General features: G+C 69.6%; 12 protein-coding genes. 3 read left to right on the top strand and 9 right to left on the bottom strand.

All coding sequences use genetic code 11. From position 1 onward, the window contains the following. Positions 1–421: 421 nt before the first annotated feature. The 3 genes from AB0D18_RS14225 to thyX form a co-directional block, all read right to left on the bottom strand. On the bottom strand, positions 422–2,107 hold the full coding sequence (locus AB0D18_RS14225; RefSeq protein ID WP_362416681.1) for a ribonuclease J: 1,686 nt from the start codon (positions 2,105–2,107) through the stop codon (positions 422–424). Positions 2,108–2,242: 135 nt separating this feature from the next. Beyond that, positions 2,243–3,142 carry a 4-hydroxy-tetrahydrodipicolinate synthase gene (dapA, locus tag AB0D18_RS14220; RefSeq protein ID WP_362416678.1) on the bottom strand — a complete coding sequence of 300 codons (900 nt, stop codon included), beginning with the start codon at positions 3,140–3,142 and terminating at the stop codon, positions 2,243–2,245. 198 nt (positions 3,143–3,340) lie between these two features. Then, a complete protein-coding gene (gene thyX / locus AB0D18_RS14215) occupies positions 3,341–4,093 on the bottom strand; it encodes an FAD-dependent thymidylate synthase (RefSeq protein ID WP_362416675.1) in 753 nt (250 codons plus the stop codon). Between the two features lie 233 nt (positions 4,094–4,326). Here thyX and AB0D18_RS14210 point away from each other — a divergent pair, with 233 nt between their 5' ends. Continuing rightward, positions 4,327–4,566, top strand: a complete 240-nt coding sequence (locus tag AB0D18_RS14210; protein WP_362416672.1) for a hypothetical protein — start codon at positions 4,327–4,329, stop codon at positions 4,564–4,566. Between the two features lie 130 nt (positions 4,567–4,696). Continuing rightward, positions 4,697–5,248, top strand: coding sequence for a hypothetical protein (locus tag AB0D18_RS14205; RefSeq protein WP_362416669.1), 552 nt, complete (start codon positions 4,697–4,699; stop codon positions 5,246–5,248). A gap of 157 nt (positions 5,249–5,405) precedes the next feature. Here AB0D18_RS14205 and AB0D18_RS14200 read toward each other — a convergent pair whose 3' ends face one another. From AB0D18_RS14200 to eccD, 6 genes are all read right to left on the bottom strand, one after another. Beyond that, on the bottom strand, positions 5,406–5,849 hold the full coding sequence (locus AB0D18_RS14200) for a hypothetical protein (RefSeq protein WP_362416666.1): 444 nt from the start codon (positions 5,847–5,849) through the stop codon (positions 5,406–5,408). Between the two features lie 14 nt (positions 5,850–5,863). Beyond that, positions 5,864–6,616, bottom strand: a complete 753-nt coding sequence (gene dapB, locus AB0D18_RS14195) for a 4-hydroxy-tetrahydrodipicolinate reductase (RefSeq protein WP_362416663.1) — start codon at positions 6,614–6,616, stop codon at positions 5,864–5,866. Between the two features lie 23 nt (positions 6,617–6,639). Next, a complete protein-coding gene (locus AB0D18_RS14190; protein WP_362416660.1) occupies positions 6,640–8,019 on the bottom strand; it encodes a pitrilysin family protein in 1,380 nt (459 codons plus the stop codon). A gap of 2 nt (positions 8,020–8,021) precedes the next feature. Further along, positions 8,022–10,232, bottom strand: coding sequence for a polyribonucleotide nucleotidyltransferase (locus AB0D18_RS14185; RefSeq protein WP_362416657.1), 2,211 nt, complete (start codon positions 10,230–10,232; stop codon positions 8,022–8,024). 352 nt (positions 10,233–10,584) lie between these two features. Beyond that, entirely contained in the window at positions 10,585–10,875 is a 291-nt protein-coding gene (rpsO, locus tag AB0D18_RS14180; RefSeq protein ID WP_362416654.1) for a 30S ribosomal protein S15, read from the bottom strand. A 192-nt stretch (positions 10,876–11,067) separates the two neighbouring features. Then, entirely contained in the window at positions 11,068–12,750 is a 1,683-nt protein-coding gene (eccD, locus tag AB0D18_RS14175) for a type VII secretion integral membrane protein EccD (RefSeq protein WP_362416651.1), read from the bottom strand. Between the two features lie 943 nt (positions 12,751–13,693). Between eccD and eccCa the strand changes: the two genes are divergently transcribed. After that, positions 13,694–17,776, top strand: coding sequence for a type VII secretion protein EccCa (gene eccCa / locus AB0D18_RS14170; protein ID WP_362416648.1), 4,083 nt, complete (start codon positions 13,694–13,696; stop codon positions 17,774–17,776). Positions 17,777–17,929: the final 153 nt, after the last annotated feature.

Raw genomic sequence — 17,929 nt, 5'->3', positions numbered from 1 at the left:
CCACCGAAGTGGCCGGGGTATCAACATATTTGGCGTTGACTTTTGGCACGCTGTTGAGTTCTCAAGGAACGGACGCTTCCTTTGTACTCACCCTCGCGGGCTTTCCTCCGGACGTTTTCGTTCGGTATTCGTTTTATTCGGTACTGCATTTTGTTCTGTTCTTGCGTTTCCGACTCTATCAGACCGTTTCCGTTCCGACTTCCTCGGTGCTTTCCAGGTTCTTCGCTTTCGCGTTTTCCCTTTCCGGCGGTTCCGACTTTATCAGAAGTTCTGAGTCGGAATTTCCACCCCCTCGTGGGTCGGACAGGCACGCGAGCGTGCGCTGCTTCCCGGTGAGGTGGAGCCGTAAACGTACTGGAGCGGGGCGCCCCGATGCAAATCGAGGTGCCCCGCTCCAGGAGATGAGGTAGTGGAACCTCGGTCAGACCTCGACGACGACCGGAAGGATCATCGGGCGGCGGCGGTAGGTGTCGGACACCCACTTGCCCACCGAGCGGCGGATGAGCTGCTGGATCTGGTGCGCTTCCATCACTCCGTCGGCCGCCGAGCGCATGAGCGCTTCCTCGATCTTCGGGGTGACGGCGTTGAACGCGGCATCGTCGATGCCGGAGCCGCGGGCGTGGAAGGTCGGGCCGCCGACGATCTTGCCGGTGGAGCTGTCGACCACGACGAAGACCGAGATGAAGCCCTCGTCGCCGAGGATGCGGCGGTCCTTGAGGTGGGTCTCGGTCACGTCGCCGACCGAGAGGCCGTCGACGTACACGTAACCGGCCTGGACCTTGCCGACGATCTTGGCGCGGCCGTCGATCAGGTCGACGACGACGCCGTCCTCGGCGATGACGATGTGGTCCTTGCGGACACCCGTGAGGGCGCCCAGCTCGGCGTTGGCGCGCAGGTGGCGCCACTCGCCGTGGACCGGCATCAGGTTCTTCGGCTTGCAGATGTTGTAGAAGTACAACAGCTCGCCGGCCGAGGCGTGGCCCGAGACGTGGACCTTGGCGTTGCCCTTGTGGACGACGTTGGCGCCCCAGCGGGTCAGGCCGTTGATCACGCGGTAGACCGCGTTCTCGTTGCCGGGGATGAGGGACGACGCCAGGATGACCGTGTCGCCGGGGACGATGCGGATCTGGTGGTCGCGGTTGGCCATCCGGGAAAGGGCGGCCATCGGCTCGCCCTGCGAGCCGGTGCAGACCAGGACCACTTCTTCGTCCGGGAGGTCGTCGAGGGTCTTGACGTCGACGACGAGGCCGCCCGGGACCTTCAGGTAGCCCAGGTCGCGGGCGATGCCCATGTTGCGGACCATCGAGCGGCCGACGAAGGCGACGCGGCGGCCGTACTCGTGGGCGGCGTCCAGGATCTGCTGGATGCGGTGCACGTGGCTGGCGAAGCTCGCGACGATGATGCGCTTCTCGGCGCTCGCGAAGACGTTCCGGAGAACGTTCGAGATGTCGCGCTCGGGCGGGACGAAGCCGGGGACCTCGGCGTTCGTGGAGTCCGAGAGGAGGAGGTCGATGCCCTCTTCGCTCAGACGCGCGAACGCGTGCAGGTCGGTGAGGCGGCCGTCCAGCGGGAGCTGGTCCATCTTGAAGTCGCCGGTGCAGACGACCATGCCCGCGGGGGTGCGGATGGCGACGGCAAGCGCGTCCGGGATGGAGTGGTTGACCGCGACGAACTCGCACTCGAAGGGACCGAGACGCTCGCGGTCACCCTCGACGACCTCAAGGGTGTACGGGCGGATCCGGTGCTCCTGGAGCTTCGCCTCGATCAGGGCGAGGGTCAGCTTGGAGCCGATCAGCGGGATGTCGGGCTTGAGGCGCAGGAGGTACGGAACTCCTCCGATGTGGTCCTCGTGGCCGTGTGTCAGGACGATGCCCTCGATGTCGTCGAGGCGGTCCTTGATGGACGTGAAGTCCGGCAGGATCAGGTCGATGCCGGGCTGCTCCTCCTCGGGGAAGAGGACGCCGCAGTCGACGATGAGCAGACGGCCGTCGAACTCGAAGACCGTCATGTTGCGGCCGATCTCGCCGAGACCGCCCAGCGGGGTGACGCGCAGGCCGCCCTTGGCAAGCTTCGGCGGGGCGCCCAGTTCGGGATGCGGATGACTCAAAAGACTCTCCTCACCACGCGGGTCACGGCCTGAAGGGGGTCGTGACATGCGTGTTGTGTTGTGCACATGGCTGTGTCTGTGTGGGGGTGTTGCTGATCTTGCTCGGTGGTGCTTGTTCAGTTGTGAAGTCTGTGTTTAGAGCTGTACCCCGCCCGCGGCGAGATCGATCTTGAGCTGGTGGGTTTCGTCGGCCGAAAGCTCGACGAGCGGCAGGCGCAGCGGGCCCGCGGGCAGTCCCTGCAGGTCGAGGGCGGCCTTCGTGGTGATGACGCCCTGGGTGCGGAACATGCCGGTGAAGACCGGGAGCAGCTTCTGGTGGAGCTCGGTCGCCTTCTGGACGTCGCCGCCGAGATAGGCGTCCAGGAGGGCGCGCAGTTCCGGCGTGACCACGTGGCCGACGACGGAGACGAAGCCGCAGGCGCCGACCGACAGGAGCGGCAGGTTGAGCATGTCGTCGCCGGAGTACCAGGCGAGGCCGGAGCGGGCGATGGCCCAGCTGGCGCGGCCCAGGTCACCCTTGGCGTCCTTGTTGGCGACGATCCGGGGGTGCTCGGCGAGGCGGACGAGCGTCTCGGTGTTGATGGGGACGCCGCTGCGGCCGGGGATGTCGTACAGCATCACCGGGAGTTCGGTGGCGTCGGCGATCGCGGTGAAGTGCCGGAACAGGCCCTCCTGCGGGGGCTTGTTGTAGTACGGCGTCACCGCGAGGAGGCCGTGGGCGCCGGTCTGCTCGGCGGCGCGGGCCAGCTCAAGGCTGTGGCGGGTGTCGTTGGTGCCGACTCCTGCGACGACGTGGGCGCGGTCGCCGACCGCTTCGAGCACCGCCCGTACCAGGTCGTTTTTCTCCGCGTCGCTGGTGGTCGGGGACTCGCCGGTGGTGCCGTTGACGACGAGACCGTCGTTGCCTGCGTCCACCAGATGAGTGGCGAGTCGCTGTGCACCGTCGAGGTCGAGTGCGCCGTCAGCCGTGAAGGGCGTGACCATGGCGGTGAGGACCCGCCCGAAGGGGGTCTGCGGAGTGGAGATCGGAGCCATGGGTAACACGCTACTCGCTGCTCAACGCGGGGTGTCCCCTCGGGGGGACAGGTGAGAGGGGGGAAAGTGGACACCGGCACTGCCTGCTCGGGGGTTCAAGCAGTGCCGGGTCCGTTTGATCAGCCTAGATGAACTTCTCGAAACGCCGCAATACGGACACCTCGTGCGGCCCATCCGTACATCTGTGCCCGCAGTCCGTTACGGAGCGACGCGGCCGTTGTTGTTGAAGGACGCGTGGGTCAGCGGCATCAGCTGCGCCCAATGGGTCTCCATCTGCTCGCCGACCATCTCGATCTCGCGTTGCGGGAAGGAGGGGACCTTGGCGAGCTCGTGCTGGGTGCGCAGGCCGAGGAAGTGCATCAGCGAGCGCGCGTTGCAGGTGGCGTACATCGAGGAGTACAGGCCGACCGGGAGGGTGGCGCGGGCGACCTCGCGGGCGACGCCGGCGGCGAGCATCTCCTGGTACGCCTCGTAGGACTGGCGGTAGGAGTCCTCCATGACGCGGGAGGTGAGCTCCTGCTGGGCCTCGGTGCCCTCGACGAACACGTACTTGCCGGGACGGCCCTGCTGGACGAGCTTGCGCTCGGCGCCGGGGACGTAGAAGACCGGGTCGAGCTGACGGTAGCGGCCCGATTCCTCGTTGTACGACCAGCCGACGCGGTGCCGCATGAACTCGCGGAACACAAAGATCGGGGCGCTGATGAAGAAGGTCATCGAGTTGTGCTCGAAGGGGCTGCCGTGCCGGTCGCGCATCAGGTAGTTGATGAGGCCCTTGGAGCGCTCGGGGTCCTTGGTGAGCTCCTCCAGGGACTGCTCGCCGGCCGTCGAGACGCGGGCGGCCCACAGGACGTCCGAGTCCTGTGCGGCGTGCTTGACCAGCTCGACAGTGACTTCACTGCGGAAGCTGGGCTTCTGGGTCTCTTCGGGGGTGCTGTCCGGGGTCACGGTCACCGGCGGGTCCTTCCGTCTTGCGTCGCTCTGGGCGGCGTCCACTCTACGGGCCGGAAGAGGTCCGGATGGCCGGACCGACCCTCAGGACATTCTTTGAGCAATTCGGGGAAAACGGGCACCAAGTGGCGGGCTTGAACGTCTGTCTTTGTAGAGGTGCCTGTGCGAGGCGCCTCAAAGGCGCCACAGGCGCATTCGTTTTTTGACGAGCAAGATGAGCAAAAGGAGCGACACTCATGTTTCGCCGGCGAGAAGCCGTCCCGTTCGCCTTCGTGGCCGAGGCCGACCGCTTCCGCAGTAATGTCACCCCTCCCCCGCCTGAACGCCCGAGCACTGCCCAGGTCTTCCACCGGTCGCTGGTCGGTCTGACCGTGGTCGCCGGGCTGGTCGGTTCGCTGCTCTTCGGGCTTCCCGCGCTCGATCCCGGGAAGGCTCCGGGCAAGGCCCAGCAGTCCGAGGCCGCCCGGGGGCGCTGACCTCACAGCCCCGCGGACCTCACCGCCCGTCAGGACACTTCCGGACCCCCTGAGGTGGCCCGGCGGGAGCCCGCTCGGTAGCCTCACCGGGCACAGCCCAACCGAGCGTGCTTGTGAGTGAGGACCAGTCGTGCCCCTGCCTTTCCTGACGGCCGACCGCGCTTTTGAAGCAGGCGCGGACGACATTGCGCTGCCGTACGACGACCACGACCAGTGGCGGCGACCGTACCGGCCCGGCCCCTACCGGGTCGGGGCGGCGGCGTTGCTGCTGTTGCTGGCGTCGTTCATCCTGCTGTCGGCGATGATCATCGCGTTCGCCGCCGAGCTGACGGCTTCACTGATCGTGCTCGGCGTCGGAGTGGTCGCCATCGTCTGTGCGCTGCGGATTCTGCGTCTCGGCGTATGGGTCAGCCGGGCCGGGCTGCGGCGGGTGGGGTTCCTCAGCACCGTGACGGTGCCGTGGAGCCAGACCTCGAACGTGCGGACCGTGCAGCAGCCGGTGCGCTGGCTCGGGCTGCCCCGGACCGTACAGGGACAGGCACTGGTGATGGAGCGTCACAACGGGGCGCAGTTGCCGCCGTTGCTCACCGACCACAGTGCGGACTTCCTCTCGCGGGTCGAGGCGTTCGACCGGGCGGCGGACACGGTTGAGGCGTGGGGTGACGAGTACCGGCAGGCGTAGGTACGCCCCTGCACAACGGCAGGCGTAGGTACGCCCCTGCACAAAGGGTCTGGCCCCGGAGCTTCCGGGGCCAGACCCTTTGTTTGTTACGTGCGGGTGCGTCGTGGTTGCTCGCGCCCGCGCGGCGGAGCCGCAAATCCACTACAGCCCCGCGCCCCTAAAACTTGCCGTCGTGCAGGGCGATGGCGCGCTGCATCGCCTTGCGGGCGCGCGGGGTGTCCCTGGCGTCCTGGTAGGCGATGGCGAGGCGGAACCAGGAGCGCCAGTCGTCCGGGGCGTCCTCGGTCTCCTCGCGGCGCCTGGCGAACACCTCGTCGGCGGAGTCGCGGTCGATGCGGCCGGCCGGGGTGCGCCTCAACTCGTCGACGGGGAGGCCGCCTTCGGCGTCGAGGAGCGCCGTGAGCCGGTTGGCCTTGCGGACGAACTCGGTGTTCTTCCAGAGGAACCAGACGCCGATGAGCGGGATGATCAGCGCGGCGATGCCGAAGCCGATCCCGAGGGCGGTGCCCAGTTTGATCATGGCGACGGCGCGGCCGCCGACCAGGACGAAGAAGACGACCAGGACGGCTGCCGTGATGAAGTACGTGATCTTTGCGCGCATGGCTGTGGGGGCCGTCAGTTCAGGTCGAGGAAGTTTTCCAGGCCGAAGGTGAGGCCGGGAGTGGTGACCACGCGGCGGGCACCGAGCAGGATGCCCGGCATGAAGCTGCTGTGGTGGAGGGAGTCGTGACGGACCGTGAGGGTCTCGCCCTCGCCGCCGAGGAGGACTTCCTGGTGGGCCAGGAGACCGCGGAGGCGGATCGAGTGGACGGGGATGCCGTCGACGTCCGCGCCGCGGGCACCGTCCAGGGCGGTGGTGGTGGCGTCCGGCATCGGGGCGCTGCCCGCCTCGGCGCGGGCCGCCGCGATGAGCTGGGCGGTGCGGGCGGCCGTGCCGGAGGGGGCGTCGGCCTTGTTCGGGTGGTGCAGCTCGATGACCTCGACCGACTCGAAGTACGGCGCGGCGATCTGCGCGAACTTCATGGTCAGGACGGCCCCGATGGAGAAGTTCGGGGCGATCAGGACGCCGGTCGAGGGGGATGCGTCGAGCCAGGAGTTCAGCTGCGCGAGGCGGTCGTCGCTCCAGCCGGTGGTGCCGACGACCGCGTGCATTCCGTGCCGTACACAGAATTCGAGGTTGGCCATCACCGAGTCGGGGGTGGTCAGCTCGACGACGACCTGGGCACCGGATTCGGTGAGGGTGTCCAGCGAGTCGCCGCGGCCGAGGGCGGCCACCAGTTCCAGGTCCTCGGCCGCTTCCACGGCTCGTACCGCTTCGGAGCCGATACGGCCCTTGGCGCCGAGGACCGCCACGCGCAGCTTGCTCATGTTCAGTGATTCCTTAGGGGGAGTTACGAGACCGCTTCGTCGAGGCGGGCGGCCTGCTTGTCCTTGAGCGGGCCGATCACCGAGAGGGAAGGACGCTGTCCCAGGATGTCGCGGGCGACTTCCCTTACCTCGTCCGGGGTGACCTCGGAGATGCGGGTGAGCATGTCGGTGACCGACATGTGATCGCCCCAGGCCAGCTCGCTCTTGCCGATGCGGTTCATCAGCGCGCCGGTGTCTTCGAGTCCGAGGACCGTGGAGCCGGAGAGCTGGCCGACCGCGCGGCGGATCTCGTCGTCGGTGAGGCCGTCGGCCGCCACCTTGTCGAGTTCGTCGCGGCAGATCTTCAGTACGTCGTGCACCTGGCTCGGGCGGCAGCCCGCGTACACGCCGAACAGGCCGCAGTCGGCGAAGCCCGAGGTGTACGAGTACACGCTGTAGGCCAGGCCGCGCTTCTCGCGGACCTCCTGGAAGAGCCGGGAGGACATGCCGCCGCCGAGGGCGGTGCTGAGGACGCCGAGTGCCCAGCGGCGCTCGTCGTCTCGGGCCAGGCCCGGCATGCCGAGGACGACGTGCGCCTGCTCGGTCTTGCGGTTCAGGAGCTCGACGCGGCCGGCGGTGCGGAGCGTACGGGCGCCTGCGCGCGGGGCGACCGGGGTCGCGTCCGGGCTGCCGAGGGCGCCGGCCTTCTCGAAGGCGCGGCGGACCTGTCGTACGACCGTGGCGTGGTCGATGTTGCCCGCGGCCGCCACCACCAGATGGGTGGGGTCGTAGTGCTTCTTGTAGAAGCGGCGGATGCGGTCCGCGGTGAGCGCGTTGACGGTGTCGACGGTGCCCAGGACCGGGCGGCCGAGGGGGGTGTCGCCGAGCATGGTGTGCGCGAACAGGTCGTGCACGCAGTCGCCCGGGTCGTCCTCGGTCATCGCGATCTCTTCGAGGATGACGCCGCGCTCGGCGTCCACGTCCTCCTGGCGGATCAGCGAGCCGGTCAGCATGTCGCAGACCGTGTCGATCGCGAGGGGGAGGTCGGTGTCGAGGACCCGTGCGTAGTAGCAGGTGTACTCCTTCGCCGTGAAGGCGTTCATCTCGCCGCCGACCGCGTCGATGGCGGAGGAGATGTCGAGGGCGCTGCGCTTGGCGGTGCCCTTGAAGAGGAGGTGTTCGAGGTAGTGCGTCGCGCCGTTCAGGGCGGGGGTCTCGTCGCGTGAGCCGACGTTCACCCAGATCCCGAAGGTGGCGGAGCGTACGGAGGGGAGGGTTTCGGTGACGATGCGCAGGCCGCCGGGGAGGGTGGTCCTGCGGACCGTACCGATGCCGTTCTCGCCCTTGAGAAGCGTTTGGGTACGGGCGACGGCCCGCACCTCCGAGGAGGTGCGGGCCGTCGTCACGGAACTACGGGACGTCACTTTTAGGCGTCGTCCTTCGTCTCTTCGTTCTCTTCACCCTCGACGACGGGGATGAGGGAGAGCTTGCCGCGGGAGTCGATCTCGGCGATCTCGACCTGCACCTTGGCGCCGACCGCGAGCACGTCCTCGACGTTCTCCACGCGCTTGCCGCCGGCGAGCTTGCGGATCTGCGAGATGTGCAGCAGACCGTCCTTGCCCGGCATGAGCGACACGAACGCACCGAAGGTGGTGGTCTTGACGACCGTACCCAGGTAGCGCTCGCCGACCTCCGGCATGGTCGGGTTGGCGATCTGGTTGATCGTGGCGCGGGCGGCCTCGGCGGCCGGTCCGTCGGCGGCACCGATGTAGATGGTGCCGTCGTCCTCGATCGTGATGTCGGCGCCGGTGTCCTCCTGGATCTGGTTGATCATCTTGCCCTTGGGGCCGATGACCTCACCGATCTTGTCCACCGGGATCTTGACGGTGATGATGCGCGGCGCGTTCGGGGACATCTCGTCCGGAACGTCGATGGCCTCGTTCATCACGTCGAGGATGTGCAGACGCGCGTCGCGGGCCTGCTTCAGCGCGGCGGCCAGGACCGAGGCGGGGATGCCGTCGAGCTTGGTGTCGAGCTGGAGGGCCGTGACGAAGGTCTTCGTACCGGCGACCTTGAAGTCCATGTCGCCGAACGCGTCCTCGGCGCCGAGGATGTCGGTCAGCGCGACGTAGTGCGTCTTGCCGTCGATCTCCTCGGAGATGAGGCCCATGGCGATACCGGCGACGGGGGCCTTGAGCGGCACACCGGCGTTCAGCAGCGACATGGTGGAGGCGCAGACCGAGCCCATCGAGGTGGAGCCGTTGGAGCCCAGCGCCTCGGAGACCTGGCGGATCGCGTAGGGGAACTCCTCGCGCGTCGGCAGGACCGGCACGATCGCGCGCTCGGCGAGCGCGCCGTGGCCGATCTCGCGGCGCTTGGGGGAGCCGACGCGGCCCGTCTCACCGACGGAGTACGGCGGGAAGTTGTAGTTGTGCATGTAGCGCTTGCGGGTCACCGGGGAGAGGGTGTCCAGCATCTGCTCCATGCGCAGCATGTTGAGGGTGGTGACGCCCAGGATCTGGGTCTCGCCACGCTCGAACAGGGCCGAGCCGTGCACGCGCGGGATGGCCTCGACCTCGGCGGCCAGCGTACGGATGTCCGTGACGCCGCGGCCGTCGATGCGGACCTTGTCCTTGATGACGCGCTCGCGGACGAGCTTCTTCGTCAGCGCGCGGTAGGCACCGGAGATCTCCTTCTCGCGGCCCTCGAAGGCCGGGAGGAGCTTCTCGGCGGCGATCTCCTTGATGCGGTCCAGCTCGAGCTCGCGCTCCTGCTTGCCCGCGATGGTGAGCGCCTGGGACAGCTCCGACTTGACGGCCTTGGTGAGGGCCTCCAGGACGTCGTCCTGGTAGTCGAGGAAGACCGGGAACTCGCCGGTGGGCTTGGCAGCCTTGGCGGCGAGGTCCGACTGGGCCTTGCAGAGGTTCTTGATGAAGGGCTTCGCAGCCTCAAGACCGGCGGCGACGATCTCCTCGGTGGGAGCCTCGGCGCCGTCCTTGACGAGCTGGATGGTCTTCTCGGTGGCCTCGGCCTCGACCATCATGATCGCGACGTCGCCGTCCTCCAGGACGCGACCGGCGACGACCATGTCGAAGACGGCGTCCTCGAGCTCGGTGTGCGTCGGGAACGCGACCCACTGGCCCTTGATCAGGGCGACGCGGGTGGCGCCGATCGGGCCGGAGAAGGGCAGGCCCGCCAGGATCGTGGAGCAGGACGCGGCGTTGATCGCGACCACGTCGTACAGGTGGTCGGGGTTGAGCGCCATGATCGTCTCGACGATCTGGATCTCGTTGCGCAGGCCCTTCTTGAAGGAGGGGCGCAGCGGCCGGTCGATCAGGCGGCAGGTGAGGATCGCGTCCTCGGAGGGCCGGCCCTCACGGCGGAAGAAGCTGCCGGGGATCTTGCCGGCGGCGTACATGCGCTCTTCGACGTCCACCGTGAGGGGGAAGAAGTCGAGCTGGTCCTTGGGGCGCTTCGACGCGGTCGTGGCCGACAGCACCATGGTGTCGTCGTCCAGGTACGCGACGGCGGAGCCGGCGGCCTGCTTGGCCAGGCGGCCCGTCTCGAAGCGGATGGTGCGGGTGCCGAAAGTACCGTTGTCAATGACGGCCTCGGCGTAGTGGGTCTCGTTCTCCACTAGCGTTTTCTCCTCGTCTTCGTCCCCTGACCCGTGTGGTCGGCGGACGGTGGCGGAGAAGCGCGCGCTCCGTATGGGGTAGCGGGCCGGTCTTCGATCGAAGCACCCGGGGTCGTGTTTCTCCGGGGGCCACTACCGAGGACCGGCGCTCTGGATGCGCCGCACTTCTCGCTCTTCGTTTTTCTGCGGTGTTCCTGCGGTTGTTCTTCGCGCGGATGCTGCTTGAGCTGCTTCGCGCTGGTGCTTCGCGTACCAGACTAAGTGGGGTCCGGTACGTCGCGCACGTACAAGCTCTGTACGTACGGCAAAGGGAGCGGCTCCCAGTGGCGGGAACCGCTCCCTTCGTGGCGTCCTACTTGGCGCCGCCGGCCGCACCGCGGCGGATGCCGAGGCGGTCGACCAGCGCACGGAAGCGCTGGATGTCCTTCTTGGCGAGGTACTGGAGCAGGCGACGACGCTGGCCGACCAGGATCAGCAGACCCCGGCGGGAGTGGTGGTCGTGCTTGTGCGTCTTCAGGTGCTCGGTCAGGTCCGAGATACGACGGGAAAGCATGGCGACCTGGACCTCGGGGGAGCCGGTGTCGCCCTCCTTCTGGCCGAACTCGGTCATGATCTGCTTCTTGACAGCGGCGTCGAGCGCCATGCGTGCTCCTCGTGTGTAAATGACTGCCACCGAGTGCCCCTGGTCTCGTTCTCAGGGGAGCTTCCGTTACTCGGGAGGCGGGGATCCGTTGGGCGCAGCCCGCAGAGCTCCGAAGAGACTCCGATGGGCGCGTACACAAACGGCCGTAGGTCAGAGTACCAGGCGGTTTACGCGGCGGGGGCCGGGCTTCTTCTACGGGCCCATGGCGCGTAGTGCGTGGTACGCGTCGAAGACGGCCAGGCACAGCGGGACCGGAGTGAGCAGGACGCATGCCTCGGCGAGCTCCAGGAAGCGGCCCCAGAAGGGGGTGACCCCTTTGTTCGGGACGATCAGGGCGATCGCGGCGAGGACGGCTGCCGTGGCGGCGGTGGCTGCGGTGATTCCGATCGTACGCAGGTCCGCTGTGGCCGCGGAGGCGGTCGAGGCGGCGGAGGTAGCGGAGGCGTTCGGGGCAGCGGAGGCAGCGGCTTGGGCGTGCGGCGGGTGGAGGGAGAGGCCCAGGCCGAGCAGGAGGAGTGCGGCGAGGCCGGCGGCGAGGACGCAGGCGGCCTGGGCGGTGTGGCGGAAGAGGTGGGCGCGCATCAGGAGGGCGACGCCGAGGGCGAACGCGAGGACCTGGGCGCGTACGCCGCCCGAGAAGGAGAGGACCGCGGCGGCGGCGACGGCGAGGAGGGCGCAGCCGCCGAGGAGGCCGGTCAGGAGTTCGTGGCCGCGGCGGGTGCGGGTGGCGATGTGGTGGGCGTCGGTGTCGGTGTCCGCGATGGCTTCGCCGGGGCTGGGGGCATCCGGGTCGGTGTCGTACGCACCGGCCGCGGTGGGCGGTGGGGCGAAGCCGACGGGGAGGCGGGCGAAGCGGGCGGCGAGGCCGGGCAGGAAGGCGAGGGCGGCGACCAGGAGCGGGGCGCAGAGGGCGGCGGCTCTGGCGGGTTCGAGGTCGGCGAGGGTCGCGGTGAAGACGAGGAGGAGGCCGGTGGCGGAGGCGAGGGCGGTGGCGAGGAAGGGGGCGTCGGTCGGGGGGTGGGTGGGGGTTCGGGTGGGGGTACGGGTGGGGGCTGGGGTTGGCTCGGCGGAGGGGGTGGGGGGTGCGGCGAGGACCAGGAGTACGGAGGCTAGGAGTACGGCCGCACAGGCGAGAAGGAGGTGGAGGCGGCCGGGGCCTTCTCCGGGGGTGGGCGGCAGGAGGGCCGTGCCCGCGACGGCTGCGTGCGCGAGGGCTGCCGTGCCGAGGGCGACGGCCGAGCCCTGGTCGTCGTACACCCGGGTGCGTACGGCGGCGAGGGCGAGGAGGAGTACGGAGGCGAGTCCCGCGAGGACGCCGGGGAGCCCGTGGGTCTGGTGACCCGGGGCCGCGTTCCAGAGGGAGAACGCGAGCAGGGTGAGGAGGGCGGAGGTCGCGAACAGGCCTGCGGTGCGGGTGAGTTGGTCGTTCCAGAGGGTGCGGTCGCGGGCGACGGCCGAGGCGACCGCGTCGGACACGTCGTCGAAGACGGGTGGGGCGAGGGACTCCGCGAAGGGGCGCAGGGCCAGGATCTCGCCGTCGAGGATGCGCTGGGCGGCGAGGGTGCGGGCGCTGTCGAGGACGGTGCCGTCGCGGCGTACGAGGTGGTAGCCGACGGGGGCGTACGGGGCGGGGCTCTGGGCGGAGAGGCGGAGGATCTCGGGGTGGAGGTCGGCGAGGGGGAGATCGTCGGGGAGGGCTACGTCGATGCGACTGTCGGGGGCGGTGATGGTGAGGCGGCAGAAGCCGGTGGGGGTGTGGGTGGGGGTGTGGGTGGGGGTGTGGGTGGGGGTGTGGGTGGCGTTGGGATGTGGGGCCCGGGGGGCGGGGAGGGTGGCGGTGGTGGGTGGGGTGGCGGTGGTGGGTGGGGTGGTCAACTCCTGGTCTCCTTCGGAGGGTTTGGGGTGGGTGGGGGATGAGGGGTGGGGGGAGGTGCGGGTTGGTGGGTGGCTGGTGTTGCCTGCGGCGCCGGCCCCTCCCCGCCCCTTCCCGAAACCGCTGGCCGCGGGGCTGGGGGGGGCATGGTTCACGCCGTGGGGCGGGTGGAGTCAGGGCTGACGCCGGCGAGGGCTGAGGGTCTCGGGCTGCGCCCGGTGGGGCGGGTGGAAACACGGCTGGCGCCGGTGGGGGCTGGGTGTTCCGGGCTGCGCCCGGTGCGCGGACTGCGTCCGTGCGTCCTCAAACGCCGGACGGGCTGGAGTGGTCTGGGCGGGCTCAAGTGTTTGGGCGGGCTGACGGGCCCACGGGCGGGGTGGGAGGTGTCCGGACGGGCTGGAAGCGCGCGGACGGACTTGAGGTGTCCGAACGGACTGGAGGCGTGCGGACGAGCTGGAAGCGTGCGGACGAGCTGGAGATGTTCGGACGGGCCGGAGGCGTGCGGACGAGCTGGAGATGTTCGGACGGACTTGAGGTGTCCGGACGGACTGGAGGCGTACGGACGAGCTGGAGGCGTACGGACGAGCTGGAGGCGTGCGGACGGGCCGGAGGCGTACGGACGAACTGGAGATGTTCGGACGGACTTGAGGCGTACGGACGAACTGGTGTATCCGGACTCGCTGGATGCGTCCGGACTCAGCCGAATGCATCCGGACTCGACCGAATGCGTCCTGGCTCGCTGAATGGTCAACGGTGGAGCGGGGTGGGAGGGCACGCAGTTTGGGGTCCCGCTTGTGCGAATTTTGTTCGCTTGTGCATAGGGGTGGGGTGGGGGCTGGGCGGTGTGGGGGGACGGGGTGGCGACAGTAGGATCCCCGGCGGGTTGGCCCGTGAGTGATCGGTTGCGGGAGTAACACGCCTGTTCGGTAGGGGAATTGGGGATCCGTGAGTCAGATCGTCGTGAAGCGTCCGCCTCGGGTTCTGCCGCCTGCTGTGAAGGGGGAGCAGGTGCAGTTGCAACCGCCTCCGGAGCTGCCGCGCGGGCAGCAGGAGGGGGTGCTGATGCAGCTCCTGCCGATGCTGGGGATGGGGGGTTCGGTCGTCTTTCTGTTCTTGGGGAAGAACCCGATCATGCTGGTGATGGGCGGGCTGATGGTCGTGTCGACCGTGGCCATGGCCGTGGCCATGTTCGTCAGGCATCGGCGCGGTACTCAGGGGCAGCTTGCCGATCTGCGGCGGGACTATCTGCGGCATCTGGCGCAGGTGCGGCGGACCGTACGGAAGACCGCGCGTGCGCAGCGGGACGTGCAGTACTACCTGCATCCGTCGCCCGAGCAGCTGTGGGCGCTGGTTGCCGAGGGCAGCCGGGTGTGGGAGCGGCGGCCTGGCGACGCGGACTTCGCGCAGGTGCGGGTGGGGCTGGGGAGTCAGGCGCTGGCCACTCCCCTGGTGGCGCCCGAGACCGCGCCGGTGGATGAGCTGGAGCCGTTGACTGCGGGTGCGTTGCGGCGGTTCCTCGACATCCACACCACCGTGAACGCGCTGCCGATGGCCCTGTCGTTGCGGGCCTTCTATCACTTGACGGTGAGTGGGGAGGAGTCCGGCGTACGGGGTTCGGCGCGTGCGGTGGTGGGGGCGTTGGCCGCTCTGCACTCCCCCGGCGATCTGGTGGTGGCCGTCGCCGCCGGTGAGCGGTGTGCCGCGGAGTGGGAGTGGGTGAAGTGGCTGCCGCATGCGCAGGAGGTGCGTGGGGAGCCTGATGGGGCCGGGAGCGGGCGGCTGATCGCGGGGGGAGTCGCCGAATTGGAAGGGCGGCTCGGGGGGTTGTTGGAGGGGCGGCCCCGGTTCCGGGCGGAGGGGCCCGCGGTGACGGACCGGCCGCATGTGGTGGTCGTACTGGATGGGGTGACGGTTCCTGCGGGGGCCGTGCTGGCCGGGGCCGACGGGCTGCAGGGCGTGACCGTTGTCGAGGTCGTACCCGGTGAGCTGGGTGCGGAGGATGCGCGGGGCGGGCTGTCCGTTGTCGTACGGGACGGGGTGTTGCGGCTGGAGTCGGGGGGCGGGGTCGCTTACGAAGGGGTGGCGGACGGTCTTGGCCGGGAGGCCGCCGAGGCGCTGGCCCGGCAGTTGGCGCCGCTGCGGGTGGCCGCGGGCGGCGACGGGGGTGAACCGCTGCTGGAGGAGCTGGAGTTCACGGATCTGTTGGAGTTGGGGGATGCCGCCGAGGTCGAGGTGGCGCGGTCCTGGCGGCCTCGGGCGCGGGCGGACCGGTTGCGGGTGCCGATCGGGGTGGGCGAGGACGGTACGCCCGTACTCCTGGATCTGAAGGAGGCGGCGCAGGAGGGGATGGGGCCGCACGGACTGTGCGTGGGGGCGACCGGGTCGGGGAAGTCGGAGCTGCTGCGGACGCTGGTGCTGGGGCTTGCGGTCACCCACTCGTCCGAGACCTTGAACTTCGTGCTGGCGGACTTCAAGGGCGGGGCGACGTTCGCGGGGATGGCTCAGTTGCCGCACGTGGCGGCCGTGATCACCAATCTGGCCGACGACTTGTCGCTCGTCGATCGGATGGGCGACTCGATCCGGGGCGAGCTGAACCGGCGGCAGGAGTTGCTGCGGGACGCGGGCAATTACGCGAACGTGCACGACTACGAGCGGGCGCGGGTGGCGGGGGCGACCGGGGCCGGCGGGGTGCCGCTGCGGCCCATCCCGTCACTCGTTCTGGTGATTGACGAGTTCAGTGAGCTGTTGAGCGCGATGCCGGACTTCATCGAGATGTTCGTGCAGATCGGGCGGATCGGCCGGTCGCTGGGGGTGCATCTGCTGCTGGCTTCGCAGCGGTTGGAGGAGGGGCGGCTGCGAGGGCTGGAGACGTATCTGTCGTACCGCGTGGGGTTGCGGACCTTCTCGGCGGCGGAGTCACGGGCGGCGCTGGGAGTCCCGGACGCGTACCAACTGCCGAACGTGCCGGGGTCGGGGTACTTGAAGTACGGCACGGACGACATGGTGCGGTTCAAGGCGGCGTACGTGTCGGGGGCGTACCGGAGTGCGGAGGATGCGCGGGAGTCCGCCGGCTCGGACGTACGGGCGGTGGAGCGGCGGCCGGTGCTGTTCACGGCGGCGCGGGTGCCGGTGCGGTACGTGGAGGAGGGGGCGGGCCCCGGCCCGGTGGTGCCCGGGGCGCGGGCGGCCGTCGAGGACGAGGCGCTGGCCGATTCCGTACTGGATGTGGTCGTGCGGCGGCTGGAGGGGCGTGGTCCGGCGGCGCACCGGGTGTGGCTGCCGCCGTTGGAGAGTCCGCCGGGGCTGGTTGAGTTGACGGGTGGGGCGGGTGGGTCGGGTGGGTCGACGGGTGGGGCGGGTGGGTTGCTCTCCGTACCGCTGGGGGTGGTCGACAAGCCGTACGAGCAGCGGCGGGACACCCTGTGGCGGGACTTCTCCGGGGCGGCCGGGCACATGCAGATCGTCGGCGGGCCGCAGTCCGGGAAGTCCACGCTGCTGCGGACGCTCGTCGCGGCCTTCGCGCTGACGCACTCGCCGCGTGACGTGCAGTTCTACGGGCTGGACTTCGGCGGTGGCGGGCTGTCGGCGGTGGCCGGGCTGCCGCATGTGGGCGGGGTCGCGTCGCGGCTGGATCCCGAGCGGGTGCGTCGTACGGTCGCGGAGGTGTCCGGTGTGCTGACGGCGCGCGAGGAGTACTTCCGGGCGGCGGGAGTCGACTCCGTCGCGACGTACCGGGCGATGCGTGCGCGGGACGGGGCCGAGGTCGCGGGGATGGTCGCGGACAGTGGCCGGCGCTGGGGTGATGTGTTCCTGGTGATCGACGGCTGGGGCAACTTCCGTACCGAATACGAGGCGTTGGAGCCGGTCGTGGTCGACATCGCGGCGCGAGGGCTCGGCTACGGAATCCATGTCGTACTGACCGCTTCGCGCTCCATGGAGGTGCGGGCGCAGCTCAAGGACCTCCTGATGAACCGGCTGGAGCTGCGCCTCGGCGACGTCATGGACTCGGAGCTGGACCGGCGGGTCGCCGCCCAGGTGCCGGCCGGGGTGCCGGGGCGGGGCCTGACTCCGGAGAAGCTGCACTTCATGGCGGCGGTGCCGAGGAGCTGTGCGGTTGACGGGGTGGGGTCGGGGGACGATCTCGCGGAGGCGACGGCGGCGCTGGTGCGGGAGGTGTCGGAGCGGTGGGCGGGAGTGGCCGCCGCTCCTCACGTGCGGTTGCTGCCAAGGGAGTTGCCGGTAGGGGAGCTGCCTGCGGGCGGTGCGCGGCCGGCGGAGGGGATCGCTTTCGGGATCGACGAGGACCGGCTGGAGCCGGTGTTCGTCGACTTCGAGCGGGATCCGTTCTTCCTGGTGTTCGGGGAGGGCGAGTCCGGCAAGACGAATCTGCTGCGGTTGCTGATCGGGCAGTTGAGCGAGCGGTACGCGGGCGAGGACTGCAAGATCTTCGTCATCGACAACCGGCGCGGACTGCTGGACGTGACGCCGCCGTCGCACCTCGCCGAGTACGTACCCATGTCGCACTCCATGGACCACCACGTGGAGGCACTGGTGGAACTGATGCGGCGGCGGGCACCGTCGGCGGACGTCACGGCGCGGGAATTGCGGGAGCGGAGCTGGTGGCAGGGGCCGACGGTGTTCGTGGTGGTCGACGACTACGACCTGGTGTCGACGTCCAGCGGCAACCCACTGGCCCCGCTGGCGGAACTGCTGCCGTTCGCACGGGACGTGGGGGTTCGGTTCGTGGTGGCGCGGAACACGGCGGGGGCGAGCAGGGCGGCGTACGAGCCGTTCGTGCAGCGGATGGTGGAGCTGGGAGCACAGGGGATCGTGCTGTCCGGCGACCCGAACGAAGGGGACGTCTTCGGAGGCGTCCGACCACGGGCGATGCCGGCGGGGCGAGGGGTGGCGGTGTCGCGGAGACGGGGGGCTTCGCTGGTGCAGACGGGGTGGGTGGGGGTTGGGAACTCGGGGGACTCTGGGGACTCTGGGGAGCTTGCGGGTGGGGAGGGGCGGGGCGGGATTTAGTGGGGGCGGGGGCCGCGTTGGTGTGGGGGGCGGGGCGGGGTGGCACGGGTGTGTGCGGGGGCGGGCGGGTCTGTGCGGGGGGCCGGGCGCCACGGTTCGGTGCGCGTCAGCACGCGTCAGTGCGGGGCGGCACAGACCGGTGCGGGGCGCACG

It is taken from the genome of Streptomyces sp. NPDC048442 (assembly GCF_040651475.1).
In the GTDB taxonomy this organism is placed as follows: Bacteria; Actinomycetota; Actinomycetes; order Streptomycetales; family Streptomycetaceae; genus Streptomyces.
Note: the sequence above shows the minus strand (reverse complement) of the source record. Positions and strands in the feature narration are given on the sequence as shown.

Coding starts and splice junctions, on each gene's coding strand:
- AB0D18_RS14210 (WP_362416672.1), top strand. CDS start 4,327: ATGTTTCGCCGGCGAGAAGCCGTCCCGTTCGCCTTCGTGGCCGAGGCC.
- dapA (WP_362416678.1), bottom strand. CDS start 3,142: ATGGCTCCGATCTCCACTCCGCAGACCCCCTTCGGGCGGGTCCTCACC.
- AB0D18_RS14200 (WP_362416666.1), bottom strand. CDS start 5,849: ATGCGCGCAAAGATCACGTACTTCATCACGGCAGCCGTCCTGGTCGTC.
- dapB (WP_362416663.1), bottom strand. CDS start 6,616: ATGAGCAAGCTGCGCGTGGCGGTCCTCGGCGCCAAGGGCCGTATCGGC.
- rpsO (WP_362416654.1), bottom strand. CDS start 10,875: ATGGCGCTCGACGCCGCTGTCAAGAAGCAGATCATGACCGAGTTCGGC.